This window comes from Microbacterium croceum, from assembly GCF_023091245.1.
GTDB classification, from domain to species: domain Bacteria; phylum Actinomycetota; class Actinomycetes; order Actinomycetales; family Microbacteriaceae; genus Microbacterium; species Microbacterium croceum.
On sequence record NZ_JAHWXN010000001.1, the window covers coordinates 2,062,349 to 2,078,823 of the forward strand.

Below are 16,475 nucleotides of genomic sequence, written 5' to 3' on the forward strand. Positions count from 1 at the left end.
GATCAGTCGTCTGACACGGTGATCGCGACGTCGATGTTGCCGCGCGTCGCGTTCGAGTACGGGCACACCTGGTGCGCGGCGTCGGCGAGCGCCTGCGCCTGCTCGTGCGGAAGCTCGGGGATGACCACCTCGAGCTCGACCGCGAGTCCGAATCCGCCGGCGCCGTTCGACCCGATCTGCACGCGGGCACCGACCGAGCTGTGGCCGATCTTCACCTTCTGTGCGCGCGCGACGGACTGCAGCGCGGAGTGGAAGCATGCGGCATACCCGGCGGCGAAGAGCTGCTCGGGATTCGCCCCGTCGCCGCTGCCGCCCATCGCCTTCGGGATCGCGAGATCGAACTCGACGCGACCGTCGTCCGTGGCGACGTGTCCGTTGCGGCCGGCGCCGGTGGCGAGGGCTTCTGCGGTGTAGAGAGCTTCCATTGAGGGGTTTCCTTCCGGGAGGGTGGTCATTCGCCGGCGCGCGGCGCGGTGGCGCCGGCGACGGACGTCGAGGTGCCGCTCTGGAGCAGAGCGGTCAGTTCGTGGAGTTCTGAGATGAGCCGTCGGCGGTGCGCATCATCGCGGATGCCGGAGAGTTGTGCGATCTGCGCGGGGATCTTCGCCAGGTCGGTGCGGAGCGCCTGGCCGGCGGCCGTGAGCTGCACCATGACGACCCGCTCATCCTGTGGGCTGCGCGTCTTGGCCACCAGGCCCGCCTGCTCGAGGCGGCGCACGAGAGGGGAGAGTGTTCCGGAGTCGAGCTGCATGGCGTCTCCCAGAGAGCCGATCGTCTGCTCGCCCTCGTGCCACAGGATGGCGAGCACCAGGTACTGCGGATACGTCAGCCCCCAGGGGGCGAGCAAGGCGCGATACGCCTGCGTGGTGGCGCGGGCGGCGGAGTACAACGAGAAACACACCATCTCATCGGTCACGGCCATAGCTCAAGTATTGCACGCGATTGAGTTGTGCACAATTCAATCGCGTTCTTCGGCGTGGCCCTGCTGGTGCGCCAGCCGGACGCGTCGATACAGTGAGCGCATGGAGGCCACAGTGTCGGTGACGGATGCAGACGAGACGGACGCCGACCCCTGCACCGGGCTCTCCTCCGCGCAGGTCGCTCGACTGACCGCGGCGGGCGAGACGAACGCATTCACGGGCGACTCCAGCAGAAGCGCCTGGAACATCGTCCGCGCGAACGTCTTCACCCTCTTCAACGGCATCGTCGGTGCCTGTTTCCTGGTGCTGTTGCTCCTGGGGCGCTGGCAGGATGCCCTGTTCGGTCTCGCCGCATTCGGCAACGCGATCATCGGATGCTGGCAGGAGTTCCGCGCCAAGGCGTCCCTCGACCGCCTCGCGTTGCTGAACGCCCCTCGCGCACGAGTGCGGCGAGAGGGACAGGAGGTCGAGATCGCCCCGGCGGAGGTCGTGCGCGGCGACATCCTGATCCTGCGGGCCGGGGACCAGGTGACCGCCGACGCCGTGGTGCTGGAGCACCGCGCCCTCCAGATCGACGAGTCGATGCTCACCGGTGAATCGGACGCTGTCGACAAGCAGGAGGGCGCTGACGCGCTGTCCGGCTCGATCGTCGTGGCGGGCGATGGCGTCGCCCGGGCGATCCGGGTCGGTGCGGACTCGTACGCCAACACGTTCGCGGCGGAGGCGAAGCGGTTCTCACTGGTGGCCTCGGAACTGCGCACCTCGGTCGACCGCGTGCTGAAGTGGGTCGGCTGGGGGATCGGTCCGATCGGCTTCCTCGTGCTCAACGCGCAGGTGATGGTCGCGGGCGGGTGGGTGTCGGCCTGGCGGAGCGGCACCTGGCCCCAGGCGATCGTCAACACGATCTCGGCCCTGACGGCGATGATCCCGCTTGGGCTCGTACTGATGACCTCGATCGCGTTCGCGGTCGGTGCCGCACGTCTCGCCGGCAGGCAAGTGCTCGTGAATGAGCTGCCCGCGGTCGAAGGGCTCGCGCGCGTCGACGTCATCTGTCTCGACAAGACGGGTACTCTCACCGAGGGCGAGCTGGCCTATCGTGACCTCGAGCGTCTCGATCCGGAAGCCGCCGGATGGGACGATGCGCTCGCGTGGTTCGGCGCTGCTCCCGATGCGAATGCCACAGCCCGGTGTCTGCGCTCGCCGTATCCGGTCTCGGCACCGTCCGAGGCATCCGTCTACATCTCGTTCTCGTCCGCGCGGAAGTGGAGCGCCCTCGCGCTCGAGGAGGGCCCCGGCGAGGTCTGGGTGCTCGGCGCGCCGGAGATGGTGCTGGGCGACGTCGCGACGGATGCCGGTACCGCGGTCGGAGAGGCGGTCACACGGCTCGCGGCGGAGGGGCTGCGCACGCTCGTGCTCGCCGTCAGCCGAGCGCCGTACTCGCTGGCCGCTCAGAAGGCGGAATCCCTGCCGGACGATCTCGCGCCGGTCGCCGTGATCACCTTCAGCGAGAAGGTGCGACCCGACGCGGCCCAGACGCTCTCGTACTTCCGGGATCAGGGCGTGGGGGTGCGGGTGATCTCCGGGGACAACCCGCGCACGGTCGCCGCGATCGCGCGCCAGGTGGGCCTCGACGTCAGCGACGGGTATGACGCCCGCCGTCTCCCCGAAGACGATGCCGAGCTGAGCGACGTCCTGGAATCGCACACGGTGTTCGGCAGGGTGACACCGGAGCAGAAGAAGCGGATGGTGATCGCCCTGCAGGGCCGCGGGCACACGGTCGCGATGACCGGTGACGGCGTGAACGACGCGCTCGCGATCAAGACAGCCGACATCGGCATCGCGATGAACTCAGGCTCTCCCGCGACGAAGGCCGTCGCCCGGCTCGTGCTGCTGGACGGGCAGTTCTCCCACCTGCCCGATGTTGTCGCGGAGGGACGACAGGTGATCGCGAACATCGAGCGGGTCTCGATGCTGTTCCTCACCAAGACGATCTACGCGACGACGCTCGCGGTGCTGTTCGGCATCATGGTGCTGGAGTTCCCGTTCCTGCCGAGGCAGCTCTCGATCACCGACGGGCTGACGATCGGCATCCCAGCCTTCTTCCTCGCGCTGATGCCCAACACCCAGCGCTACATGCCGGGGTTCCTCCGCCGTTCGCTGACATTCGCGATCCCGGCTGGCCTGGTGATCGCCATCGCTCTCACGGTGTACACGCGGTCCGCGATGTCGCTCGGCGTCAGCGAGCCGCAGTTGCGGACCGGCTCCACGATCATCCTCGCTATCGTCGGGATCTGGGTGCTCGCGGTGCTGGCACGTCCACTCAACCGCTACAAGGTGCTGGTGGTGGGGGCGATGTTCATCGCGCTGGCGACGCTGTTCACGGTGCCGCTCTCGACCGCGTTCTTCCAGCTCATCGATCCGGGCGAAGAGGCCGCCTACCTGATCGCGATCATCACCGTCCTCACGGTGCTGGCGATCGAGGTCGTGCGGCTGGTTCACCGCCGCGTGCTCGCGAAGTCAGCGGTCGGCGAAGTGGCGTGAGCCCGGCGGCGCCCACAGCGCCACCAGCAGCAGGACCTCGACCGCTGCCTGTGCGAAGACCGCCCAATCCCAGTCGGTCGTGGCGGCCGTCACGGCGTGCAGTACGAGCTGGACCGCGAGGTAGATCGTCAGCAGCAGCCGGGCCAGACGACTGCCTCGACCGACCGCGGCGGCGACGGCGAGCGTGAGCAGCCCGAACAGGATCACGGCGGCGCCGATGAGCGAGACGGGCAGGACATCCGCATCGGGGACCTGGTAGCGGCTCAGGAGCACGGCGATGCCGAGCAGGGTGTTCGACAGGCCGCTGAGCACGACCAGGATCACGACGACCGTGACGACCACGGGCCGTCTTCGCATGCGGTGCTGGGGCGACTGGTCCACGCGCTCACTGTACAAGGAAGGGGGAGCGGTGGCCGAGTGCATGAAACCCTGGGACCGCGGTATGGAAACCTGGCTATTACCTAGCTAATCTAGCAAACATGGATCGCTATCTTCGTTTGCGCTGGGTGGGGCTGGTCTTCATCAGCATCGCGGTGTCGTTGATCATCGTCGACTCGACCATCGTCAACGTCGCCATTCCGGCGATCGTGGAGGACCTGGGCATCACCTCGACCGAGGTGCAGTGGGTGCAGGAGGCGTACACGCTGGTGTTCGCCGCGCTGCTGCTCGTCTTCGGAAGCCTGGCCGACCGGTTCGGGCGTCGGCGCGTGATGCTCACGGGCGTCATCCTCTTCGGCGCATCCTCCGTGCTCGCGGCACTCGCGCCCGACGGCGGCATGCTCATCCTCGCGCGCCTCGCGCAGGGTGTCGGAGGCGCCATGATCCTGCCGACGACGCTGTCGATCATCAACGCGACCTTCCGCGGACGCGAGCGCGGCATCGCGTTCGCCGTCTGGGGATCGACGATCGGCGGAATGGCGGCCGTCGGTCCCTTGCTCGGCGGATGGCTGACGACCGCCTTCTCCTGGCGATGGGCCTTCGGCATCAACATCCCGCTCGGCATCATCATCGTGATCGGGGTGCTGCTGACCGTCGCCGAGTCCCGCAGCGACCGCACGGACCGAATCGACGGCGTCGGTGCGCTTCTCTCCGTCGTGACGATGGGAAGCCTGGTGTTCGGGCTCATCGAGGGGCGCACTTATGGATGGTGGCTCGTCGACCAGCGTCCGCAGATCGGCGACTGGACCTGGCCGGGGGATCTGTCGCCCATCCCGTTCGCGTTCGCCGTGGCGGTCGCGGGGCTCGTCGCCTTCATCGGCTGGGGAGTGCGCCGCCAACGCAGAGGACAGTCGACGCTGCTCGCGCTGCGACTCTTCTCGATCCGTTCGTTCCGCAACGGCAACATCGCGGCCGGTGTCGTCTCGCTGGGGGAGTTCGGCATCATCCTCGCGCTGCCGCTCTGGCTCCAGTTCGTCCTCGGCTTCGATGCGTTGCAGACCGGACTTCTGCTGCTCGCTCTCGCAGGCGGCTCCTTCGTCGCCAGCGGTGCTGCCGGTGCGTCCAGCGGAAAGATCGCGCCGGTCTGGATCGTCCGTGTCGGCCTCCTCGCGGAGATCGTCGGCGTGGCCGGCATCGGCTTCCTGATCGCCCCCGATGCATCGTGGGTGCCGATCGCTCCGTTCCTCTTCATCTATGGTCTCGGCGTGGGACTCGCCACCGCGCAGCTCACCGGCGTCGTGTTGGCGGATGTGCCGGTCGCCGACAGCGGTGCGGCGTCTGGTACCCAGTCCACCTCCCGGCAGCTGGGAGCCGCGCTCGGCGTCGCGATCCTCGGCACCGTGCTGTTCAGCAGCACGGCCGGCATCCTCTCCTCGTCGCTCGACGAACGCGGTCTCCCCGCCGCGCAGCGGGATCAGGTCGTCTCGGCCGTGGTCGACAGCGCCGGGGCAGCGATCTCGGGACTGGAAGCCAAACCGGAGACGGCAGACATCGCCGCCTACGCGAAGGCCGCCTTCTCGGACGGCACCCGTTACGCCGCGTGGACGGCCGCCGGCTTCCTGGCGCTCGGCCTGCTCTCGACCATTTCGCTCGGTGCGACCGCGAGTGTTCGCCGCGAGGAGGACACCCCGAGCGCGACGTGAGATCGCGAGGCGCAGCCCGCGTACCCGGCCGAGCCTCAGCAGCCGGCGGCTACACTCGACCGATGCCTGCCACCCCGAGCGATGTGACCGACCCGTTCGTCCGCGTTCGTGGCGCCAAGGAGAACAACCTCCGCAACGTGGACGTCGACGTGCCGCGCGACAGCATCGTCGCGTTCACCGGAGTCTCCGGGTCGGGAAAGTCGTCGCTCGCCTTCGGCACCATCTTCACCGAGGCGCAGCGTCGCTACCTCGAATCCGTCGCGCCGTACGCGCGGCGTCTCATCCAGCAGGGCCACGATCCGCATGTCGACTCGATTACCGGCCTCCCGCCGGCGGTCGCGCTGCAGCAGCGGCGCGGTGCCCCCAGCGCCCGGTCGAGCGTCGGTACGGTCACCACGCTCTCGAACTCCCTGCGGATGCTGTTCTCGCGCGCCGGAACCTTCCCTGAGGGCTTCACGACGCGGCTGGACTCCGACGCGTTCTCGCCGAACACGGCAGCCGGTGCATGCCCGGAATGTCACGGAATCGGTGTCGCGCACAGCGTCACCGAGGACTCCCTCGTTCCCGACCCGTCTCTCAGCATCCGCGACGGGGCGATCGCCGCCTGGCCGGGAGCCTGGCAGGCCAAGAACCTGCGCGACATCACCATCAAGCTCGGCTACGACGTCGATCGTCCGTGGCGGGATCTGCCGCAGGAGGACCGGGAGTGGCTGCTGTTCACGGATGAACAACCGGTCGTCGAGATCACCCCGCAGCGGGACCGCGTCGCCAAGCCGTACAAAGGACGGTTCTGGAGCGCGAAGAAGTACGTCTTCCACACGCTCGCCGACTCCCAGAGCGCGACGATGCGCGCGAAGGTGCTGCCGTTCGTCCGGTCTGGACGCTGCCCGCTCTGCCACGGCACCGGTCTTCGCCGCGAAGCGCTGGCTGTGACGTTCGCCGGCCGGACGATCGCTGAGCTCAACGCGCTCCCGATGACCGAGCTCGCCGAGGTGCTGCGGCCGACCACACTGCTCACCGACGCCGCCCCCGCACTGCCGACGACTCTCTCCGGTGAGCGCACCGATGTCGCGGTCGCGCTCACCACAGACCTCCTGGAACGCATCACCGTTCTCACAGACCTCGGACTCGGCTACCTCGGGCTCGGTCGCGTGACGACGACGCTCTCACCCGGCGAGATGCAACGACTGCGGCTCGCGACGCAGCTGAGGTCGGGACTCTTCGGCGTCATCTACGTGCTCGACGAACCGTCCGCCGGTCTGCATCCTGCCGATGCGGAGCCCCTGCTCGAGGTCCTGGAGCAGCTCAAGCGCTCGGGCAACTCCGTCTTCGTGGTCGAGCACAACATGGACATCGTCCGACATGCCGATTGGATCGTCGATGTCGGTCCCGGGGCCGGCGAGGGCGGCGGTGAGGTGCTCTACAGCGGTGCGGTCGAGGGACTCGCGTCCGTCGAGTCGTCCGTGACCCGCCCGTTCCTGTTCTCCGAGCACAGCGAGGTGGCCGAGATCCGTCGCGCCGTGCGCGCCCCGAAGGACTGGCTCACCATCGAGGGCATCACGGTGCACAACCTCACCGACGTCGACGTCTCCGTCCCCGTGGGCGCTTTCGTCGCCGTCACCGGGGTCTCGGGGTCGGGCAAGTCGACGCTCGTGAGCCGGGTGCTCCGCGATGTCGTGCGCGATCATCTACGTGCGGACGGCGACGGCTTCACCGAGGACACTGACGACGATGCGACGTCGACCGCTGTTCCCGGAGACGGCGCGGGAATCGCCGAGGCGACGATCGCCGATACCGGCGTCGACGCGCTCTTCTTCCGACGTGCGACGGGTCTGGAGCACGTCGATCGGCTGGTGCGCGTCGACCAGAAGCCCATCGGACGCACACCACGCTCGAACCTCGCGACCTACACGGGCATGTTCGACGCGGTCCGCGCGGAGTTCGCCCGCACCGACCTCGCCAGGGAGCGCGGCTACACGGCCGGACGGTTCTCGTTCAACGTCGCCGGCGGACGCTGCGAGACCTGCCTGGGTGAGGGGTTCGTGTCGGTGGAGCTGCTGTTCCTCCCCGGCAGCTACGGACGTTGCCCCACCTGCCACGGCGCACGGTACAACGCGGAGACGCTCGAGATCAGGTTCGAGGGCAAGACGATCGCCGACGTCCTCGCGTTGACGGTCGAGCAGGCGTCGGAGTTCCTCGCCGGCGTTCCCGCGGCAGCGCGCAGCCTTCGCGCTCTCCTCGACGTCGGACTCGGCTACCTGCGCCTCGGCCAGCCGGCGACGGAGCTGTCGGGCGGCGAGGCGCAACGGATCAAGCTGGCGACCGAGCTGCAGCGGGTGCAGCGCGGTCACACGCTCTATCTGCTGGATGAGCCGACGACAGGTCTGCATCCCGCCGACGTGCGACTGCTGCTCGCGCAACTGCAGTCGCTCGTCGATGCCGGCAACACGGTCGTGGTCGTCGAGCATGAGATGGATGTGGTCGCGGCCGCCGACTGGGTGATCGACCTCGGCCCTTCCGGGGGCGACGCCGGAGGCCGCATCGTCGCCGCGGGGACTCCGGACGCGATCGCGAGTGATCCCGCCAGCCGCACCGGTCCGTATCTGGCCGCGCGACTCCCGCGGTGACGACGCCCCGGATGTGAAGAAGGACCGCCCTCACGGACGGTCCTTCTTCATATGTGTGTTGTGCCCCCGACAGGAGTCGAACCTGCGACCTACGGTACCGGAAACCGGCGCTCTATCCACTGAGCTACGGAGGCGTACCGATCGACAATATCACTGCTCGGGGGTGGTCTCCGACCCGCCGGCCTCGGTGACGGGCGCGCCGGTCAGTTCGGTCAACGCCGCAGCGACCTTCTCTGCCAGATAACGGTGCCCTGCGGTGGAGGGGTGCTTGCGTCCCAGGTCGACGTCGATCACGTCGAGGTAGTTCTCCTCGGTGATCCAGTCCTGCGCGATGGGGGAGATGTACCACCAGCCGCGGGCAGCGGCGAGCTCGGCGAGGTCGGCGTCGATGCGCGTCGTCGCGGCTCCGACGGGAAGCTCGTGCGGCGCCGGCCCGAGCACGACGATCGTGGCCTCCGGGTACTTGGCAGTCAGCGCATCCCAGGCGGAGGTGACGGCCTCACGGTAGCCGGCCTCGCCCTGTGCCCGATCATTGATCGACCCCTGCACGATGACGAGGTCGGGGGTCAGGGCGGGGTCGAGGGCGGCGATGCGCTCGCCGAACGTGGGGCCGTCGAGTCCCGGCTTGAGGTAGCCGCTGCCGCGAACACCGTCGACGATGGTCTCGCCGTCGAGGAGTCCTGCCAACTGGTACGCGTATCCCTCGGTGCGGACGGTCGCCGCGGACCCGTACGTCCAGGAGTCGCCGAACACGAGGACGGTGGGGTGCTCAGGGAGCACGAGAGGCGCCGGGGCGATCGCCGCCGGTGCTGCTCCATCGCCCTGTGCAGCGGCGCCGATCGGAGCGGCGGAGGGAAGTGCAGCCCACGGTCGCCACATGCCGAGCGCGACTGCCGCGAGCACGAGGAGCAGCGCGACGGCGACCCCTGCGGATCGCAGCGGGTGGCGGGTGACACGGGCCTTCATGGGATGAGAGTAGATCAGGAATCCCCGGGCGCAAATTCCGGCCCGCCACGCGCCGTAAACTGGGGAGCCTATGAACCCTGAAACGCTCGCCCACGCCCTTCTCGCCGTCCTCACGCCCCTCGCAGACGAGCGACGCCCGGGCGAGCCGCTCGGACTGACCGCCGCCGACCTCGTCTTCGAGCGTCCGCGCAACCGCGACCACGGTGACTGGGCGTCGAACATCGCCATGCGTCTGGCCAAGCAGTTCGGTACGAACCCGCGCGAGCTCGCGCAGCAGATCGCCGACGGGCTCGCCGCGGTCGACGGTGTCGCCAGCGCCGAGGTCGCCGGACCCGGGTTCATCAACATCCGCCTCGATGCGGCAGCTGCCGGTGCGCTCGCGCAGACGATCGTCGATGCCGGCCCCGCCTACGGCACGAACGACTCCCAGCAGGGGGTCAGCGTGAACGTGGAGTTCGTCTCGGCGAACCCCACCGGTCCTCTGCACATCGCCCACACGCGCTGGGCGGCGCTCGGCGACTCGATCGTCCGGCTGCTGCTCGCCAGCGGGGCCCACGCCGTCCGTGAGTACTACATCAACGACGCCGGTGCGCAGATGGAGCGTTTCGCGACCTCGGTGCTCGCGGCGGCCAAGGGCGAGCCGACGCCGGAAGGCGGATACCCGGGGCAGTACATCACCACCCTCGCGCAGCGGGTGCTCGCCGCGCATCCAGATCTGCTCGAGCTTCCGCACGACGAGCAGCTCGTGGTCGCCCGGGACCAGGCATACGAGTACCAGCTCGCCGAGATCAAGAGCTCGCTCGATCGCTTCAATGTGCCCTTCGACGTCTGGTTCTCCGAGCGCACGCTGCACGCGAAGGACGCCTCGGGCACGAGCCTGATCGACCGGGCCGTCGACCGTCTGCGCGAGCAGGGGCACGTCTTCGACCTCGACGGCGCCGTCTGGGTGCGCACCACCGACTTCGGCGACGACAAGGACCGCGTGATCCGCCGCTCGAACGGCGAGTACACGTACTTCGCCGCCGACGCCGCCTACTACCTCAACAAGGGCGACCGGGGCTTCCAGAACAAGATCTACCTCCTGGGCGCCGACCACCACGGCTACGTGCACCGCCTCAAGGCCGTCGCCGGCGCTGCGGGGGAGGATCCGGAGAAGAACGTCCAGGTGCTGATCGGTCAGATGGTGTCGATCAACGGCGCCCGCCTCAGCAAGCGCGCCGGCAACATCATCGAGATGGACGATCTGCTCGACTGGCTCGGCACCGATGCGCTGCGCTATTCGCTCGAGCGCTCGCCGGCGGACTCCCCGCTCGACCTCGACCCCGAACTGCTGCAGAAGCGCACCAACGACAACCCGGTCTTCTACGTGCAGTACGCCCACGCGCGCACCCACAACGTGGCGCGCAACGCCGGCGACTCCGGCGTCGACCGGTCCGAGTTCGCACCGGAGACGCTCACGCACGAGTCCGAGGCCGCACTGCTCGGCGCGCTGCAGGAGTTCCCCCGCATCGTGGCGTTCGCCGCGGAGGTGCGCGAGCCGCACCGCGTCGCGCGCTACCTGGAGGAGCTGGCGGGGCTGTACCACCGCTGGTACGACAACTGCCGCGTCATCCCGCAGGGCGACGACCCGATCGAGAGCGTGCACCGCACGCGCCTCTGGCTGAACGACGCCGCCGGGCAGGTCTTCCGCAACGGTCTCGATCTGCTGGGCGTGTCCGCACCCGAACGCATGTGACGCGCCGGGGCGATCGGGCGCGGTAGGGCAGGATGTCAGCATGAGCGACGACAACCAGACCCTGCCGTACCCGGACGCCGCCGCCGCGCACGAGACCCTCGTCATCCCCGGGCAGAACGCCTCGGAGCCGGCCGAGGTCGCCGCGCGGCCGAAGCGGCGCCGGTGGCCCTGGGTGCTGCTGATCGTGGTCGTGGTGCTGGGACTGCTGGTCGTCGCCGCGGAGTTCATCGCCCGCGCGGTGCTCCCCGGAGTCGTGCGCTCACTCGTGGTCGACGAGCTGGACCTGCCGGCCGATCAGCAGCTCGACGTCGAGGCCGACGGCATCCTGCTGCCGCAGCTGATCGGCGGCACGCTCGACAGCCTGCACCTGTCGACCGACTCCGTCACGCTGGAGGGGATCACCGGGGCCGCGGATGTCACTGCGACCGGCGTCCCGCTGCGCGGCGGTGACCTCGGCGGGGCCTCCGGAACGATCCGCATCGATCAGACCCAGTTCACCGCGCTCCTCGCCGACACGGACCTGCCCGTCGACGCGGTCGCCTTCGACGCACCGAACGCCACGGTCTCCGGCACGATCCCGGTGCTCGGCATCGACATCCCCGTCTCGCTCACCGTCACCCCCGGGGCGGTGGAGGGCGATCTCGAACTCACCCCGGTCGAGCTGAGCGTGGGAGGTCTCGTGATCGATGCCGGTCAGGTCGGGTCGACGTTGGGCTCATTGGGCGAGACCCTCACCCAGACGCAGCAGATCTGCATCGCCGATCAGCTCCCCGCCGGCCTCACGCTCACGGGGCTTGAGATCGTCGGCAGCGAGGCGGTCATCGACATCGACGTGAACGGTGCGATCGTCACGGACGAGGCTCTGCTGGAGAAGGGCGTCTGCCCGACCTCCTGAGCGCCGGCGCGCCGCGGTCAGCCGAGCCAGGCCTCGATCCGTCGGGCGAACCACGCGGGCTGCTGCAGAGGGATGCCGTGACCGCACCCCTCGACGATCTCCAGGATGCTCTGTGGGAGCGCTTCGTGCAGGAGCGCGGCCGAGATCTTCATGAGCTGCTTCTCCCGCGCACCGGCGAGGATCAGCGCGGGGCCGGGGAAGGCACTCCAGCCCGCGGGCACGCGGAAGGCGATGTTGTCGCCCACGGCGTGCAGCAGGGTGTCGCGGGAGATGCCGGCTGACGTCTGCACGTATCGGGGCAGCAGGTCGTCCGGCACGAACAGCGCCGAGGCCTGCATCCTGGCGAACCATTCGTGTTTCGCGAGGCCGGCGGTGACGCGCAGGAGGGCGAGCATCGGACCGGGCGCACGGAGCGGGACCGTCTGGGCGCTGACGACGGCCACGCGGTCTACGAGGTCGGGGCGTCGCGCCGCCAACAGCACGGCGAGCTGCGCGCCGAGCGAGAAGCCCGCCACCGCGACCGGACGCTCCTCTCGCTCGAGGACGGCAGCCAGCTGGTGCACCGTGTCGTCATGAGAGACATAGTCCTGGTCGGCGCTGCGCCCATGACCGGGCAGATCGGGGATCAGGAGACGGCGGTCGTCGGTGAGGTGTCGACGCGTCGGCTCCCACATCCAACCAGCGACCCCGCCTCCGTGCAGGAGCAGCAGGGGAGGTGCGCCGGGACTCCCGACCCGGTCGACGTGCATCGGGTTCCCTTCGAGTGTCACGATCCGGGAGCGCTGTCGGCCAGCGCCTCCTGGGCAGCACGCAACTCGGCGGTCGCGACGCGCACATCGACTTCCGCCCGCTGGACGCGACGCTGCGGGAACGTCGTGGCGCCGAAGCGGGCGTGCACGCGATCCTTCGCCTCCTCATGGGCGGTCACGACATAGGCGCACGCGATCAGGATCACCTGCGCCGAGAAGTTCAGCCAGATCAGCAGGGCGAGCAGCGAGGCGAACGACGCGAGGAGCGGATTGCTCGTCGCGCCTCCGACGAAGAGCCCGGAGAGCTCCTGCAGCACGAGGAGGCCGACGGCGCCGAGGAGCGCGCCGACCCACAGCGACCGTGCAGACGCCCGCACGCCGGACAGGACGCGGAAGATGCCGGCGATGAGCACCGCATCGAGCGCGAAGACCACCAGGACCGACAGCAGACGAACGCCCCACAGCACCAGCGGCGAATCGTCGGGCAGTCCGAGCAGACCGCTGAACCAGGTGACTCCGAGCTGCCCGGCGAAGGTGAGCAAGGCCGCGGCGATGAACAGGAGACCGATCGCGAGCGCCAGGCCGAGGTTGCGCAGCAGTACCCAGATCCAGAGGATGTCGTCGTGCGCGGTGCCGGCGAGGACGCGGACCGCCGTGCGCAGCGATCCGATCGCCCCGAGCGCCGAACCCAGGAGGGCGACAAGCGAGATCACTCCGGCGATCGACAGGGTGGCCGGTGCTTTCAGTGCGTCGGTGTCGATCACCCCGCCTTCGCCGATCAGCCCGGGCACGACGGACTGCACCGCGTCGATGATCGCCTGCCATGCCACCGGGTTCCCCGCCAGCCAGAGCGCGGCGATGGAGAATCCCAGGAGCACTCCGGCGAAGACGCTGAACAGTGCGCGATAGGTGACGCTGTCTGCGAGCATCGGTCCGCGGCGCTCCGAGTAGAGCAGGACGGCTCGCACCAAGCGGCGCCCGAGGGCCCAGGCGATGATCGGGCCGGTCGCGCGCTCGACGATGCCGGGACGGGCGGGGGATTCGGATCGCGATTCGGTGTTCACCACGCCCCCACCCTATGAGGCCGAGGGGGAGAGTCCCAGGGGCTTGACGCCGCACGACACCATGACGGAAGGGCAGGTGCCGGTGCCCTAGAATCGGGGGCAACCTCGATGTGCGCGTTCAGCCCGAGATCCATCCCACGATTGGTGCTCCTTGCTTTCCCCTGCCGACTCGCTCGCCCCGGAGTGGCTCGTCGAGCCCGACGACGCGAATGACCTCGCCGACGGCGTCTGGCCGGCCTCCGCAGCCCGCGACGCCGATGGCGCGCTGGTGTTCGCGGGCCTCAGCGCGACTGCTCTGGCCCAGACCTATGGCACGCCCCTCCTCGTGATCGACGAGGACGAGGTGCGCACGCGCGCGCGAGCCTTCCGCAGCGCCTTCGACCAGGCCGCCGCCGACCACGGGACCACCGCGCAGGTGTACTACGCCGGAAAGGCGTTCCTGTGCACCACGGTCGCCCGCTGGGTCGTCGACGAAGGCCTCCGCGTGGACGTGTGTACCGGAGGGGAACTCGAAGTCGCGCTCGCCGCGGGCGTCGCCCCCGCCGCGATCGGGTTCCACGGCAACAACAAGTCGACGGCGGAGCTGCAACGCGCCGTCGACGTCGGTGTGGGGTCGATCATCGTCGACAGCGATATCGAGATCGAGCGGCTGTCGGCCATCACCGCCCGCACCGGAGCCGTCCAGCGGGTCTTCGTGCGCGTCATCAGCGGTGTGCACGCCGAGACGCACGATTTCCTCGCCACGGCGCACGAGGACCAGAAGTTCGGCTTCCCGCTGCCGGAGGCCGAGAAGGCCGTCGCGCGGATCCGCGAGATACCCGGTCTCGAGTTCGCCGGATTGCACTGCCACATCGGCTCGCAGATCTTCGGGGTCGCCGGGTTCCGCGAATCCGCGTCCCGCGTGCTCGAACTGCACGCGACCCTGCTCGAGAGCGGCCCCGTCCCTCAGCTGAATCTCGGGGGCGGCTTCGGCATCGCCTACACCCGCGTCGACGACCCGACTCCGATCCACGAGCTCGCGGCCGAGATCGTCGCCGCCGTCGCGCAGGGATGCGATGCCCGCGGTATCGCGGTACCCGCACTGTCGTTCGAACCGGGCAGGGCCATCGTCGGCACTGCGGGTGTGACGCTGTACGAGGTCGGCACCACCAAGGACGTTACGATCGAGTCCGGCGCGGTCCGCCGCTACATCAGCGTCGACGGCGGCATGAGCGACAACGCGCGTCCTGCCCTGTATGGCGCGCAGTTCTCCGCCCGGCTGGCCTCGCGCGTCGGCGACGGCGCTGCACAGCTCAGCCGCGTCGTCGGCAAGCACTGCGAATCCGGCGATATCGTCGTCGACCACGAGTACCTCCCGGCCGATCTCGTCCCGGGCGACCTGCTCGCTGTGCCGGCCACCGGCGCCTATTGCGTCTCGCTGGCGAGCAACTACAACCATGTTCCGCGTCCTCCCGTGATCGCCGTGCGCGACGGGGAGTCCCGAGTGATCGTTCGAGGCGAGACCATCGACGATCTGCTCGCGCGGGATGCGGGCATCGACGGCGGAGGCGTGTCCGAGCGATCGCGTCCGTCCACCTCAGAAGGAGCAAGATGACAGAGTACCGACGACTTCGTGTGGCGCTTCTCGGAGCCGGGGCCGTCGGCTCCCAGGTCGCAGCACTCCTGCTGCGCCACGGAGACGAGCTCGCCGATCGCGCCGGAGCATCCCTGGAGCTGGCCGGCATCGCCGTACGCGACCTCGACGCGCCGCGCGACGTCGACCTGCCGCGCGAGCTGTTCACGACCGACGCCGAGTCCCTGATCCTCGGTGCCGACATCGTGATCGAGCTGATCGGCGGCATCGAACCGGCCCGCACCAACATCCTGCAGGCGATCGGATCCGGCGCCGACGTGGTGACCGCCAACAAGGCACTCCTCGCCACTCACGGCCCTGAGCTCTTCGAAGCCGCCGATCGCGTCGGCGCCTCCGTGTACTACGAGGCCGCTGCCGCTGGCGCGATCCCGATCATCCGTCCGCTGCGCGACTCGCTCGCCGGTGACCGCGTGGTGCGGATCATGGGCATCGTCAACGGCACCACGAACTACATCCTCGACCGGATGGACACCGAGGGCGCGGACTTCGCCGACGTGCTCGCCGACGCACAACGCCTGGGCTACGCCGAGGCGGACCCGACCGCGGACGTCGAGGGCTACGACGCGGCGCAGAAGGCCGCGATCCTGGCGAGCCTGGCCTTCCACACCGCGGTTCCGCTCGAGGCCGTGCACCGCGAGGGCATCTCCTCCATCACGGCATCGATGATCGAGGAAGCACGTTCCGCGGGCTTCGTCATCAAGCTGCTCGCGGTCTGCGAGCGCATCGAAGCCAATGGCGACGAGTCGATCTCGGTGCGCGTGTACCCGGCACTCGTGCCGCAGTCGCACCCGCTCGCCTCCGTCCACGGCGCCAACAACGCCGTCTTCGTCGAGGCCGAGGCCGCGGGGTCGCTGATGTTCTACGGCGCGGGTGCCGGCGGAGTGCAGACCGCATCCGCTGTGCTCGGCGACGTCGTGTCGGCCGCCCGCCGCCACATCGCCGGCGGTGTCGGGGTGGGGGAGTCGACCAGGGCCAACATGCCCATCGTTCCGATCGGTCACGTCACCACGCGCTACCAGATCACCCTCGAGGTGGCGGATGCGCCCGGCGTGCTCGCCACCGTCGCAGGCATCCTCAGCGACGGGGGAGTCTCCGTCGCCACGGTCGTGCAGACCGTCGAAGGCGAGGCCGAGCCGACGGCGCGCCTGATCATCGGCACGCACCGCGCCGCCGAGAGCGCGCTCAGTGCGACCGTCGATGCCCTGGCGGACAGCTCCGTGGTCGAGCGCGTGGTCTCCGTGCTGCGCGTGGAAGGCGAGTGACG

The 16,475-nt window shown here is 69.3% G+C and carries 13 protein-coding genes and 1 tRNA gene; 7 read left to right on the forward strand and 7 right to left on the reverse strand.

What is annotated here, in order from left to right; genetic code table 11:
* Nucleotides 1–2: 2 nt before the first annotated feature.
* Both KZC51_RS09720 and KZC51_RS09725 read right to left on the reverse strand, forming a co-directional pair.
* Nucleotides 3–425: an organic hydroperoxide resistance protein gene (locus KZC51_RS09720; RefSeq protein WP_247629779.1), complete on the reverse strand. Its 423-nt coding sequence runs from the start codon at nt 423–425 to the stop codon at nt 3–5.
* Between the two features lie 26 nt (nt 426–451).
* A complete protein-coding gene (locus KZC51_RS09725; protein ID WP_247629780.1) occupies nt 452–922 on the reverse strand; it encodes a MarR family winged helix-turn-helix transcriptional regulator in 471 nt (156 codons plus the stop codon).
* Nucleotides 923–1,022: 100 nt separating this feature from the next.
* Here KZC51_RS09725 and KZC51_RS09730 point away from each other — a divergent pair, with 100 nt between their 5' ends.
* Nucleotides 1,023–3,461, forward strand: a complete 2,439-nt coding sequence (locus KZC51_RS09730) for an HAD-IC family P-type ATPase (RefSeq protein ID WP_247629781.1) — start codon at nt 1,023–1,025, stop codon at nt 3,459–3,461.
* Here KZC51_RS09730 and KZC51_RS09735 read toward each other — a convergent pair.
* Nucleotides 3,438–3,842: a hypothetical protein gene (locus KZC51_RS09735; protein WP_247629782.1), complete on the reverse strand. Its 405-nt coding sequence runs from the start codon at nt 3,840–3,842 to the stop codon at nt 3,438–3,440. The genes KZC51_RS09730 and KZC51_RS09735 overlap by 24 nt on opposite strands.
* Nucleotides 3,843–3,940: 98 nt before the next feature.
* Here KZC51_RS09735 and KZC51_RS09740 point away from each other — a divergent pair, with 98 nt between their 5' ends.
* Nucleotides 3,941–5,542 (forward strand): DHA2 family efflux MFS transporter permease subunit, encoded by a 1,602-nt coding sequence (locus KZC51_RS09740; RefSeq protein ID WP_247629783.1) that lies wholly within the window; start codon nt 3,941–3,943, stop codon nt 5,540–5,542.
* Between the two features lie 62 nt (nt 5,543–5,604).
* Nucleotides 5,605–8,169 (forward strand): excinuclease ABC subunit UvrA, encoded by a 2,565-nt coding sequence (locus KZC51_RS09745; RefSeq protein ID WP_247629784.1) that lies wholly within the window; start codon nt 5,605–5,607, stop codon nt 8,167–8,169.
* 61 nt (nt 8,170–8,230) lie between these two features.
* Here KZC51_RS09745 and KZC51_RS09750 read toward each other — a convergent pair.
* Together KZC51_RS09750 and KZC51_RS09755 are read right to left on the reverse strand one after the other, a co-directional pair.
* Nucleotides 8,231–8,303 (reverse strand) — tRNA-Arg (locus KZC51_RS09750).
* Between the two features lie 16 nt (nt 8,304–8,319).
* Nucleotides 8,320–9,135, reverse strand: coding sequence for an SGNH/GDSL hydrolase family protein (locus KZC51_RS09755; protein ID WP_247629785.1), 816 nt, complete (start codon nt 9,133–9,135; stop codon nt 8,320–8,322).
* 70 nt (nt 9,136–9,205) lie between these two features.
* Between KZC51_RS09755 and argS the strand changes: the two genes are divergently transcribed.
* The gene (gene argS, locus KZC51_RS09760; protein ID WP_247629786.1) at nt 9,206–10,870 is read left to right on the forward strand and encodes an arginine--tRNA ligase; all 1,665 of its coding nucleotides are present in this window, start codon (nt 9,206–9,208) and stop codon (nt 10,868–10,870) included.
* 40 nt (nt 10,871–10,910) lie between these two features.
* Nucleotides 10,911–11,765: an LmeA family phospholipid-binding protein gene (locus tag KZC51_RS09765; RefSeq protein ID WP_247629787.1), complete on the forward strand. Its 855-nt coding sequence runs from the start codon at nt 10,911–10,913 to the stop codon at nt 11,763–11,765.
* 17 nt (nt 11,766–11,782) lie between these two features.
* On the opposite strand, the gene KZC51_RS09770 is transcribed toward KZC51_RS09765, so the two are convergent.
* Both KZC51_RS09770 and KZC51_RS09775 read right to left on the reverse strand, forming a co-directional pair.
* Nucleotides 11,783–12,514 carry an alpha/beta fold hydrolase gene (locus tag KZC51_RS09770; protein WP_247629788.1) on the reverse strand — a complete coding sequence of 244 codons (732 nt, stop codon included), beginning with the start codon at nt 12,512–12,514 and terminating at the stop codon, nt 11,783–11,785.
* A 17-nt stretch (nt 12,515–12,531) separates the two neighbouring features.
* Nucleotides 12,532–13,581: a YihY/virulence factor BrkB family protein gene (locus KZC51_RS09775; protein WP_247629789.1), complete on the reverse strand. Its 1,050-nt coding sequence runs from the start codon at nt 13,579–13,581 to the stop codon at nt 12,532–12,534.
* A 148-nt stretch (nt 13,582–13,729) separates the two neighbouring features.
* On the opposite strand from KZC51_RS09775, the gene lysA reads away from it, so the two are divergent.
* Together lysA and KZC51_RS09785 are read left to right on the forward strand one after the other, a co-directional pair.
* Complete coding sequence (gene lysA, locus KZC51_RS09780) at nt 13,730–15,172, forward strand: diaminopimelate decarboxylase (protein WP_247629790.1); 1,443 nt, start codon at nt 13,730–13,732, stop codon at nt 15,170–15,172.
* Nucleotides 15,169–16,473 carry a homoserine dehydrogenase gene (locus KZC51_RS09785; protein ID WP_247629791.1) on the forward strand — a complete coding sequence of 435 codons (1,305 nt, stop codon included), beginning with the start codon at nt 15,169–15,171 and terminating at the stop codon, nt 16,471–16,473. Before lysA ends, KZC51_RS09785 begins: the two co-directional genes overlap by 4 nt.
* Nucleotides 16,474–16,475: the final 2 nt, after the last annotated feature.

Bases quoted from the DNA above. Each gene is read 5' to 3' on its own strand.
- argS (WP_247629786.1), top strand. From the start codon at position 9,206: ATGAACCCTGAAACGCTCGCCCACGCCCTTCTCGCCGTCCTCACGCCC.
- KZC51_RS09740 (WP_247629783.1), top strand. From the start codon at position 3,941: ATGGATCGCTATCTTCGTTTGCGCTGGGTGGGGCTGGTCTTCATCAGC.
- KZC51_RS09730 (WP_247629781.1), top strand. From the start codon at position 1,023: ATGGAGGCCACAGTGTCGGTGACGGATGCAGACGAGACGGACGCCGAC.
- KZC51_RS09745 (WP_247629784.1), top strand. From the start codon at position 5,605: ATGCCTGCCACCCCGAGCGATGTGACCGACCCGTTCGTCCGCGTTCGT.
- KZC51_RS09765 (WP_247629787.1), top strand. From the start codon at position 10,911: ATGAGCGACGACAACCAGACCCTGCCGTACCCGGACGCCGCCGCCGCG.
- KZC51_RS09770 (WP_247629788.1), bottom strand. From the start codon at position 12,514: ATGCACGTCGACCGGGTCGGGAGTCCCGGCGCACCTCCCCTGCTGCTC.
- KZC51_RS09725 (WP_247629780.1), bottom strand. From the start codon at position 922: ATGGCCGTGACCGATGAGATGGTGTGTTTCTCGTTGTACTCCGCCGCC.
- KZC51_RS09785 (WP_247629791.1), top strand. From the start codon at position 15,169: ATGACAGAGTACCGACGACTTCGTGTGGCGCTTCTCGGAGCCGGGGCC.
- KZC51_RS09755 (WP_247629785.1), bottom strand. From the start codon at position 9,135: ATGAAGGCCCGTGTCACCCGCCACCCGCTGCGATCCGCAGGGGTCGCC.
- KZC51_RS09720 (WP_247629779.1), bottom strand. From the start codon at position 425: ATGGAAGCTCTCTACACCGCAGAAGCCCTCGCCACCGGCGCCGGCCGC.